The sequence below is a fragment of the Protofrankia sp. CiP1_Cm_nod3 genome (assembly GCF_982290655.1).
Genome location: NZ_CEVIVD010000136.1, coordinates 1 through 4,327, shown reverse-complemented (window position 1 = coordinate 4,327; position 4,327 = coordinate 1). Strand labels below are relative to the sequence as shown.

General features: G+C 71.7%; 4 protein-coding genes and 1 riboswitch. Of the genes, 1 reads left to right on the top strand and 3 read right to left on the bottom strand.

Annotation, left to right across the window (positions count from 1 at the left end):
• The 3 genes from AC5LUJ_RS19725 to AC5LUJ_RS19715 form a co-directional block, all read right to left on the bottom strand.
• Positions 1 to 846, bottom strand: an 846-nt coding sequence (locus tag AC5LUJ_RS19725; protein ID WP_493465481.1) for a trehalose-6-phosphate synthase, incomplete at its 3' end; no start/stop codon positions are given.
• Between the two features lie 314 nt (positions 847 to 1,160).
• Entirely contained in the window at positions 1,161 to 1,976 is an 816-nt protein-coding gene (locus tag AC5LUJ_RS19720) for an HAD family hydrolase (protein WP_250286039.1), read from the bottom strand.
• Between the two features lie 270 nt (positions 1,977 to 2,246).
• Positions 2,247 to 3,041: a glucosyl-3-phosphoglycerate synthase gene (locus tag AC5LUJ_RS19715; RefSeq protein ID WP_493465480.1), complete on the bottom strand. Its 795-nt coding sequence runs from the start codon at positions 3,039 to 3,041 to the stop codon at positions 2,247 to 2,249.
• A 208-nt stretch (positions 3,042 to 3,249) separates the two neighbouring features.
• Positions 3,250 to 3,367: riboswitch (SAM riboswitch) on the top strand.
• Positions 3,368 to 3,376: 9 nt separating this feature from the next.
• On the opposite strand from AC5LUJ_RS19715, the gene thrC reads away from it, so the two are divergent.
• Positions 3,377 to 4,327: threonine synthase (thrC, locus tag AC5LUJ_RS19710; RefSeq protein WP_493465479.1), on the top strand; the 951-nt coding region annotated here is incomplete at its 3' end.

Sequence of the window (4,327 nt, the reverse complement as noted above, 5' to 3'; positions counted from 1 at the left end):
ACGATCAGCCTCAGCCTCAGCCCCGGTCCCGGTCCCGACGCCGGCCACGAGCTCGACGTCGGCGGGGAGCACCGCCCTGGCGCACCGGCGGAACGCCTCCGCCCACTCCGGAGCGAGGAAGCCGAGCCGGTCGGCACCGAGCATGCCCTGGACGACCGCGCGGGCGACGTCGTCCGGCAGCATGCGGAAGTACTCCGGTGGCGCCCACGGTGTGTGACTGAAATGAGCGATCCGCAGGTCCGGGCGCAGCCTGCGCAGTTGCGCCGGCACCAGCGTCAGGTGGTAGTCCTGGATCAGGACGGCCGCGCCCGGCGCCGCCTCCCGGGCCAGCGCCTCGGCGAACATCGTGTTGTAGATCTCGTACGCCTGCCAGTCGCGCTGGAAGGCCGCGCCGAAGGAGGGCTGGGACGCCGACGCGTAGAGCAGGTGCAGGACGAACCACAACGTACGGTTGGCGACCGCGTTGTACGCCCGGTCGAAGACGACCCTGTCCACGTCGAGCATGTGGACGGCCGTGCCGCCGGTGTCATGGCCGGCAAGATCCAGACGGCCGTCCGGCGCCGACCGGGTGGCCCGCCGGTCCGCCTCGCTGATCGCCGCGCACACCCAGACCAGCCCACCACCGGCCCTGTCGCGCCCACCGGCCGGGCCGGTCCCGTCAGCCCCGTCGGCCGAGCCGGTCCCGTCAGCCTCGTCCGTCCCGCCGAGCCCACTGGCCGGCCCGGCGTCATCGCTGGCGACCGCGTGCAGGCCGCTGACCAGCCCACCGCCGCCACGGCGCACGACGAGCGACCCGTCGTCACCCGTCGTGAACGCCACCGGGCCGCGATTGGACGCGACAAGCACCCGGGCGGTCCCTCCAGCGGCCACGGGACGCGGCGTTTCATCGACCGACCGGGCATGACGCACCCTGCGAAGGGTAGTGCCTCGACAGCGGCCGCACCGCGGCCGTCACCGGCCCCCTGCCCACAGCTCCCCTGGCACCCATGACACGGGAGCTCTGGGCACCCCTGACACGGTGGTGCGGAACGGGGCCCAGCCCGCTCCGGCCCGGCGGATCAGCAGGCCGTGCGCCTGACGGCACCCTGACCGAGCGAGAGCTGTCCGTGGATCGTCCGGCTGACGTCACACCGTCCTGGCGCGTTCCGGCAGCCCGCGGATCAGACGGCGGCGGGCCGCGGCGTGGGCAGGACCGAGCGCACCGCGCTCACCCACCCGGCACCGAGGGTGCCGTCCTCCACGACGACGTTGCCGTAGCCGGGCAGCAGATCGACGAGGTCCGCATGGTGCAGCGCGTTCGCGACCAGGTGCATGCGGCCGACGTGGCCGGCCATGACCAGGTCGCTGGCGGAGTCCCCGATCGCGATCGCCTGCTCCGGGCGCAGCCCCCGGCGGGCCAGGTCGAAGGCCACCGCGGCTCCCTTGCTGACCCCGTCGGGCACCAGGTGGTAGACGTGCGGGACATCGTCCAGATCGGGCATGGTGGCCCGCGCGATGATGCCGTTGTCGCGCATGGTCAACCATGCGTAGCCTTCCGCGGCAAGCCACGCGTCGGCCTCGGCCACGTCGATGTTGCCCCGCAGCATGATGTCGATCTCACGGCCGCGGATCCAGGAGTGATGCGCCTCCAGGCGTCCCGGATACCGGGCGACCAGCGCCGTGACCAGCTCCTCGGGTATCCGGTCGAACGTCTCGGGCATGGCTCCGCGCAGGATCTGGCTGCTACGCCCGTGGTCCCAGCCGACGATGGCGCCGAGTTCGGCGATGAAGCCGTCCGCCCCGAAGATCGAGGCGGCCTCGGTGAGCTGAGGCCGGGTCCGCCCGCTGACCAGGACCAGCGCGATGCCGGCCCGGTGCAGGTCGATCAGGGCGTGCGCCGGGTCCAGGGTGACGGAGTGGTCCTCGCTGCGGAAGAAGCATCCGCGCGGCCCCACCATGGTCCCGTCGAGATCGGTATAGACGACCTGGACACTCATCGGTGCTGTCCTCCTGTTCACGCTGTTCGCGCTGTTCGTGGCGTCCACTCTGTTCGTGGCGTCCAGGCTGCTCATGGCGGGTGGGCGTTCGTGGCGGGGTGTTCGTGACATGTGGGACGGGGGCGCGGCGCGGGCGTTCCGTGGGGCCGTGCCGTGCCACGGCGCCGGGGCTGTCACCTGGTGGGGCCGCCCGTCCGGGATGATCCGCCTGTCCGGGGTGATCCGGGCCCTGCCCGTGGCGGCCCGCCCGGCGCGGCGGGGCCCGGTCAGTCAGCCGCTTTCCACCGGGCCGTGATACAGCCGGGCGTAGCGGGCGGCGTACTCCGGAACAGTGATCATAGGTGGCCGCTCCCGCACCACCACCTGATGGGTGCGCGGCTCCAGCCCGCTGTCACCGCGCCCGAACTGGGTCAGCGTCCCGCCGAGGGAGCCGGCGTGGACACCCAGCCTGCTCCACGCCGCGTGGATGATCTCCGCGGCCATCCGTCCAAGGGCCTCGTCGGACTGGTGGCGGTGGACCTTGCGGCCGACCTCGACCTGGGCGAGGGCGTCCACTCCCAGCAGCGAGAGCACGTCCACGACCTGGGCGAACTCGATGCCGTAGCCGGAGACGAACGGCAGCTGTTCGAGCAGGGCCCGCCGGCCGGCGAACTCACCGGCCAGCGGCTGCACCAGCCCGGCGAGCTGCGGCCAGTGCAGGTTGAGCAGGGGGCGCGCGACGAGTTCGGTGACCCGGCCGCCACCGCCGGGCAGCAGCCCCCCGGCCAGCGGCCGGTCGTAGGACGCCTTGACGTAGGAGACCGCGCACTCGGTCAGCAGCGGCCCGAGCAGCCCGGTGACCAGGCTCGCGTCGAAGTCCTCCAGATCGGCGTCGACGAAGACCACGATGTCCCCGGACGTGGCGTACAGGGACTTCCACAGGGCCTCGCCCTTGCCGGCGACCCGCCCGTAGCCGGTGAGGATGCGCTCCTCGGCGAACACCGCCGCGCCCGCGGCGGCCGCCTCGGAGGCGGTCGCGTCCACCGACCCCGGATCGATGACGACGATCTCGTCGACGAGAGGCACCGCGGCATAAGATCGCGGCGGACCGCCGAGACGATCGCGCCGACGGTGGCCGCCTCGTTCAACGCGGGCAGCACCACGCTGATCGGCCCTGCCTTACGGGCCAGTAGTTCCCCTGGTGAGAAGTCCCGCCCGTAGTACGTCCTATGCTCGAACCAACGGTATACGTCAGACCGCACACGGACTACAGTACGGACTGACAACCGCATACGGCTCATCCAGAGGGGCAGAGGGACCGGCCCAGTGAAGCCCCGGCAACCACCCGCATCAGTGCGTGGCAGGTGCTAATTCCGTCCTGAGACGCATCCGGCTCTCGGGAAAGATGAGGAGTTTCACAGATGACAGTCGCTCCCGAGCGCCTCGCAACGATCAGCCCGGACGTCGTCAATCCCGCGGTTGCCCTGTCATGTCGCCACTGCGGCGCCACCTATCCGCTCTCTCCGACGCATGTCTGTATCGAGTGCTTCGCCCCGCTGGAGATTGCCTACGACGACTCCGTGCTACGCCGGGTCACCCGGGAGTCCATCGAGGCCGGCCCCGCCAGCCTGTGGCGCTATGTCGGGCTGCTGCCCGCCGGCCACGACCCCGCGCGCCGGGTGTCGCTCGGCGCGGGCTGGACGCCGCTGCGCCCGGCCCCCCGCCTCGCCGCCGAGCTCGGGATGCGGACACTGTGGGTCAAGGACGACACCGCGAACCCCACCCACTCGTTCAAGGACAGGGTCGTGTCGGTGGCGCTGTCGGCCGCGCGCGAGCACGGGTACACCACGGTCGCCTGCGCGTCCACCGGCAACCTGGCCCAGTCGGTGGCAGCGCACGCCGCGTCCGCCGGGCTACGTTCGGTTGTGCTGATCCCGCATGATCTGGAGGACGGCAAGACCGTGTCGACCGCCGTCTACGGCGGCACGCTGGTCGCGATCGAGGGCAACTACGACGACGTCAACCGCCTGTGCAGCGAGCTCTCCGGCGAGTACGAATGGGCGTTCGTCAACGTCAACGTGCGGCCGTTCTACGCCGAGGGCTCCAAGACACTCGGCTACGAGGTCGCCGAACAGCTCGGCTGGCGGCTGCCGGAGCAGGTCGTGGTACCGATCGCGTCCGGGTCGCTGCTGACGAAGATCGACAAGGCGTTCGGTGAGCTCGGCCGGCTCGGCCTGGTGGAGCCGACCCCGCACCGGGTCTTCGGCGCGCAGGCGCAGGGCTGCAACCCGGTCGCGGCGGCCTTCGCCCGCGGGGCGGACACGGTCGCACCGGTGAAGCCGTCCACCATCGCCAAGTCGCTGTCGATCGGC